The sequence below is a fragment of the Acidithiobacillus ferriphilus genome, assembly GCF_018854775.1.
Lineage (GTDB): Bacteria > Pseudomonadota > Gammaproteobacteria > Acidithiobacillales > Acidithiobacillaceae > Acidithiobacillus > Acidithiobacillus ferriphilus.
Genome location: NZ_JAAZTY010000179.1, coordinates 1 through 5,167 on the forward strand (window position 1 = coordinate 1; position 5,167 = coordinate 5,167).

At 53.4% G+C, this 5,167-nt stretch carries 4 protein-coding genes and 2 pseudogenes; 4 read left to right on the forward strand and 2 right to left on the reverse strand.

What is annotated here, in order from left to right:
* Nucleotides 1-1,088: NAD(P)/FAD-dependent oxidoreductase (locus tag HF921_RS11515; RefSeq protein WP_215893851.1), on the reverse strand; the 1,088-nt coding region annotated here is incomplete at its 3' end.
* A gap of 158 nt (nucleotides 1,089-1,246) precedes the next feature.
* On the reverse strand, nucleotides 1,247-2,182 hold the full coding sequence (locus tag HF921_RS11520) for a sulfur oxygenase reductase family protein (RefSeq protein ID WP_215893048.1): 936 nt from the start codon (nucleotides 2,180-2,182) through the stop codon (nucleotides 1,247-1,249).
* A gap of 437 nt (nucleotides 2,183-2,619) precedes the next feature.
* Between HF921_RS11520 and HF921_RS11525 the strand changes: the two genes are divergently transcribed.
* From HF921_RS11525 to HF921_RS11540, 4 genes and pseudogenes are all read left to right on the forward strand, one after another.
* Nucleotides 2,620-3,795, forward strand: a complete 1,176-nt coding sequence (locus tag HF921_RS11525) for an outer membrane protein assembly factor BamB family protein (RefSeq protein ID WP_319025489.1) — start codon at nucleotides 2,620-2,622, stop codon at nucleotides 3,793-3,795.
* A gap of 181 nt (nucleotides 3,796-3,976) precedes the next feature.
* On the forward strand, nucleotides 3,977-4,789 hold the full coding sequence (tetH, locus tag HF921_RS11530; protein ID WP_215893853.1) for a thiosulfate dehydrogenase: 813 nt from the start codon (nucleotides 3,977-3,979) through the stop codon (nucleotides 4,787-4,789).
* Nucleotides 4,790-4,837: 48 nt separating this feature from the next.
* A pseudogene (locus tag HF921_RS11535) lies at nucleotides 4,838-4,969 on the forward strand (IS256 family transposase); the annotation flags it as partial.
* A gap of 53 nt (nucleotides 4,970-5,022) precedes the next feature.
* Nucleotides 5,023-5,167: pseudogene (locus HF921_RS11540) on the forward strand (IS3 family transposase); the annotation flags it as partial.

Below are 5,167 nucleotides of genomic sequence, written 5' to 3' on the forward strand. Positions count from 1 at the left end.
TCCAGCGGCTTGTCGGCTTCTGCCGCCGCCATTTTGCCCAGATCCCTGGCGATCTGTCTGGCCACGATCGCGCACTGGGCATGGCCAATGCCGCCAAGCTTGGGCACGGTGATGGCGGCCGCGTCCCCCGCCGCAAAGACGTTGGGATACTTGGGGTTACGCATGGTCACGTCGGTCACCACAAAGCCCTCATTATCACTGATCGGGAGCCCCTTCATGAAGTCGTGGGGTACCCAATCCGGAAAGACGATTTTCAACTCCGCCTCGATCTTCTTGCCGCTGGCCAGTTCGACCCCCTCTTTCGTGAGACGGGTGATGTCCTTGGCTTTGTTGACGTAGTTAAAGCCCATGCCCCCGGCAATTTCCAGCAGTTTGCCGACCACTTTTTCACCGGCATCTTCGGCAATTAAGCTGGCCGGAGTGAAGACCGTGATTTTGTCCGGTCCACCCTTGCCATGCTGACCCAGCCAGGAGGCCATGGACAGCATGACCTCAACGGGCGGCCCCTCGCAGGCCGCTTCAGCACGGGGGAAAGGATGCCCGCCATACAGGGTGATGTCTTTGGTGCCATCACCCTGATGAAACCGGGCAGAACCAACGGCGATGGGGCCGCCTTTGTAGTCATTGGCCAGAAAATGGCGCAGTTTGTTGCCGTAATAAAAATCGCTGACGGTCTGACCATGTTCGGCAAAGCCTTCGATTTTGTCATAAGCCAGTCGGTTGCCGACGGCAACAATCAGGTAGTCATAGGAGATGCTATCCGGTGCGGCACCGGGCCGCTCATTGGGAACAAAGTCCACCCGCCGGGCCTCAGGATCAATGGCTTTGATTTCTGCCTGCAGGAATTGGACATGGTCCTCTTCCAGGGCGTCCGGGATGTTCATGCGTAATGTCTTGCCCGGATCACGGCCTTCAAATACTTCTGCGGGCACATTGGGAACGAAGAGCAGATAATCCTTGCGGTCGATGACGGTGATACGCACGGAATCACCACAATATTCACGAACCTTCTGGGCGGAGCCAAGGCCGGCAAAGTTACCGCCCAGGATGACGACATGAGAGTTCATTGAAGTTTCATAAGATTTCATAGATGTGTCCCTCCGATTTTTCGACATGAAAAAGTAGGAAAACTACGCATTACCACTCAATTGAGGGTAGTACAGATTGCGAAAAGTTCAACGTACTCCCCCTGCGAGATATCCATTCCGGTGCTTTTGGACGGGATATCCCCACTAAATATTTTCCTTTAGAACATCAGTTTTTTGCGCCACATGCCCTGTTCCATCATGGGCGCAAAAAACATATAATAGGGACCCTTATCCAAGTGCTGTAATACGCCGTTGTTATGTATCTGGCGCAGATCATAATCGACCATGACATAACCGAGTCCGGTATGCGCATGTGCAGGAGATTCCCATTCCATGTGAATCAGGTACTGTGCAGGTGTTTGTGCTGGAATGGGCGGCTGAGTAGGGATCTTGGATCCGTAATTGGTATTGTATTTCGGCGGGTTGGCACCCAATGTAGCTTTCAGCATTCCTTCAGGATCAAGCTGAAACGATCCGATTGCCGAGGCTCCAGTTTGTTTCAGAATCATCCAGCCGATCATGCCCGGAACCGACGCTTTCAGCCATTCGAGCGTCTTGATAACACCTTCTTCAAAGCCCTGTTCGTGCCCCTTCATAACCCAATGGTCCCCTACAGTGATAGCCCGTTGCTCCGCCAAAGCGACTTTAGGAACCGGTTGCTGCTTGGCAAAAGCATCTCCCAAGATGGTCGGCACGTCTGTTATTCCCATAATAGGCGGCAAGTCAGATTTTATTATCTCGTAATAGACTTCCCAGGGTCCTTCAATCACCATATCCAGACAGCTTCCACATAATTCGTAGATGGTATCAAAGTTGTCGTGATGCATTTCTTCGTGAGAATGTACATCTTTCCATACTGTGTATTGGTACATGGCGATTGGATTTAAGGTTTCCCGCATGTCTACGGAACCACCGCCATAGCGGCCTGCCATCGGATGAATGCCCGTTTGTATGAGTTGTTCAAAGCCCAGAAATCCCGGGTGGTTGGCCGTGGTAATACAGACCTTTGGTCCCACCTTCATCATGATTTCGTAACTTTCTGGGCGATTGAATATTTTGGCCTGATTGATCGCAATAATTGGGTTCTTGCTCATGATTTGATCTCCTCTTGACATGAAATTGTCAGAATCTACCGAAATAATCATAAATTTTACATATCAATTTGAGTGCTGTATGTGCGGCACAACACATACTTAATGTGTTGTGATGATTTATGATAAAACTTACCTACCAGATTTAACTATAGGCCTTTATGTGCTACTTTGCAAAATGCCAAGGCTGCCTGTAACAGTTTTATTGTATTTGATTGTGTATTTATATTTTTGTTTAATTCAAATTATCGTCTTAATTTTAGACATTCAGTTGCATTCTTGATGCAGTTTAATGGTTGGCATGGTATAATGGAAAAATAGACGGGGCCTTTCATCAGGGATGGGTTATCAATGACCGAACAGATAAGGAGCAGTCCAATGACGTTCAAGACCATCATGCGCCTCGGGCTTGCGCCATTGCGACCGGGGTGAGTTGTACGGTGCCGGGGGCGGCGGATGCGCGCAAGGCAGTGAAGAACAACACGATCATCCGTGATCTGGTCGGGTTTCCGATAGGGGTTGCGGTGGTCGACGGTGCGGTGTTCGCGCCGAACGACAACGGCTATTTGTACAAGCTCGATGCCAGGACCGGAAAGCTCGAATGGTCGTTCAATGCCCATAATCAGTTGATGACCACGCCGGTGGTGGCCACTGCCGGTGGCAAGCAGCTCGTGTTCATCGGTGCCGGTAACTCGGTGTTCACATACAGCCATGCCAAGAAATTCGGCGTCAATGGTGTTGCGGTGATTCGTGGGTCCGATGTTTCGGCGGTTGATGCCGTCGATGCCGCGACAGGCAAGCTCGTGTGGACCTATGGGACCAAGGGCGAGGATATGCCCACGGCAGTGTTCGACAAGGGGATGCTGCTGTTCGGCAACGGTGACGGGCATATCTATGCGCTTGATGCCGTGACCGGGGCGCTCAAGTGGAAGACCGCGATTATGTCCTTCGTCAGCATGTCGTCCGCCACGTTCGATCCGAAGAAGAATGTGATCATCATGGGTGGTACACATCCAAGCAATATCTATGCGCTCGATGCAGCGACCGGCAAGCCGTTGTGGACGGTGCATCCGAAGAACATCTTTTCGAGCAGCGGCGGGGATGGAACCTGGGCGGTCGGGGGTAATGTCACGATCGGGCAGATCGAAACCCGGACGTCTTCCCAGAAGGCGACCTCGGGTTCGGAGGAAATCGCGATCGATATCGGGACCGGCAAGATCGTGTGGTCGAAGACGCTCGGGGTCGGCAAGACGCCGCCGCGCAACAAGGATGCAGTTCCGGCGATCGTGGATGGCGTGGTCTATACCGGCAGCCCCGTGACTCACGACGAATACGCGATCGATGCCAAGACCGGCAAGATCATCTGGACTGCACCGCTCAAGGCGGGAATGAAAGCGGCCCCGACGATCGTGGGCGACGACGTGATCCAACCGACCGGCAAGGGCAAGATCTTCACGCTTGCCAAATCGAGCGGCAAGGTCACTCATGTTTATGACCAGAAGGAGGGCGGCTACGGCCCGCAAAACGGCGTTGCCGTGGGCAGCACGTATTTCATCGGTACCAATGATGGATTCATGCAGGCAATACCACTGAAGATGCTCGGCGCGTCCGAATAGGCTCGATGGCTGGCGGGGTCAGCGCGATTTTTTCGAAGTTCGGGGTTGAGACTGCGGCCTCGGGTTGGAGGGTTTGGAGAGCGGTTTGTCGAAGCGGCAGTCGTCGCCGGGTGGGAAGGTGAAGCTGTAAAGAATCTGTTGAGTGGTGTTCTTGTTGGATCAACCTGAAAGGAGAATGGACATGATCAAAGAATCAAATCTGTTGAGCCGCAGAGAAGCAATGAAGCGTGCGGTACTGGGCGCAGGGGTGGTAGCGGTGGGTGCTATGGGCGCCAGCACCAGCGCCATGGCTGCGGGGGTGAGCGGAAACCCGGGCAACCTGTTGCCCCCCGGGGCCAGTACACTGCAGGAATTGAGTAACCGGCTGGCCAAAGCGCCCCGGCGGCGCGATTTCAAAACCGTTCCCATGATACTGACCAGCCCGGACCAATGGGACAGCGAGGCGCTGAACGAGGTGCTTCACTATGCTGGCGGTCCTAAACAGGTTTGGGATAACACCGTCTTGAAAAGCCCGTGGCTCAATCTCATGCGTAATGCCATGAACTGCCAGATATGGTCTTTCAAACATGCTGATTTCTTCTGCGTGTCTGCCACCCATGGTTCCGCGCATCTTGCCTTGTATGACAATTACATCTGGAACAAGTATCTCGCCACCCTCACCAAAGGCAAATGGAAAGCGAACGCCTGGTTGAAACAGCCCCCGGCATCGGCGACCAATCCGGCTGATTTTGAAGACGCAGAGGGCGTTTTCTCCCCCCACGACAACAGCATAATCGTTCTGCAGCGTCGTGGCGCTGTATTCATGGCGTGTCATAACGAGGTATGGGAACTCACCATGGGCTTGCACAAGAAAGGGATCAACCCGTCCAAGCTCAGCCATGTGGAAATGGCTGCGGAATTTACCAACCACCTCATTCCCGGCGTGATCCTGACACCGGGCATCGTGGGTACATTGCCGGAATTGGAACTGGCTGGATTCCAGTACGCGAAATAAATGTTGCTACAAAGGGTTTGCCGACCAATGAGCAACGAGGAGTGCGCCGTGAAAGATAGTACCGTTTTTGAGAGTGGTATGGGAGAGCTGGGCCTGGGCATTGAAGGCGTACTTCGGCGAGCGGCACGTTCCCTGATCGAACAGGCCATAGAGACAGAGGTGTCCGTATTGCTGGAAGAGTGAACCGCCCCGGATTTTGAGGAGGCTCCTTTTTCCAAGAGAATGGAGCCATGATGAACAAAGCTAAAACACCCAAATATTCCCCTGAAGTTCGCGAACGCGCGGTGCGCATGGTGCAGGAACACCGCGGCGAGTATTCCTCGCCCTGGGCGGCGGTGGAGTCTATTGCTCCTAAGATCGGCTGTTCGCCCCATACCT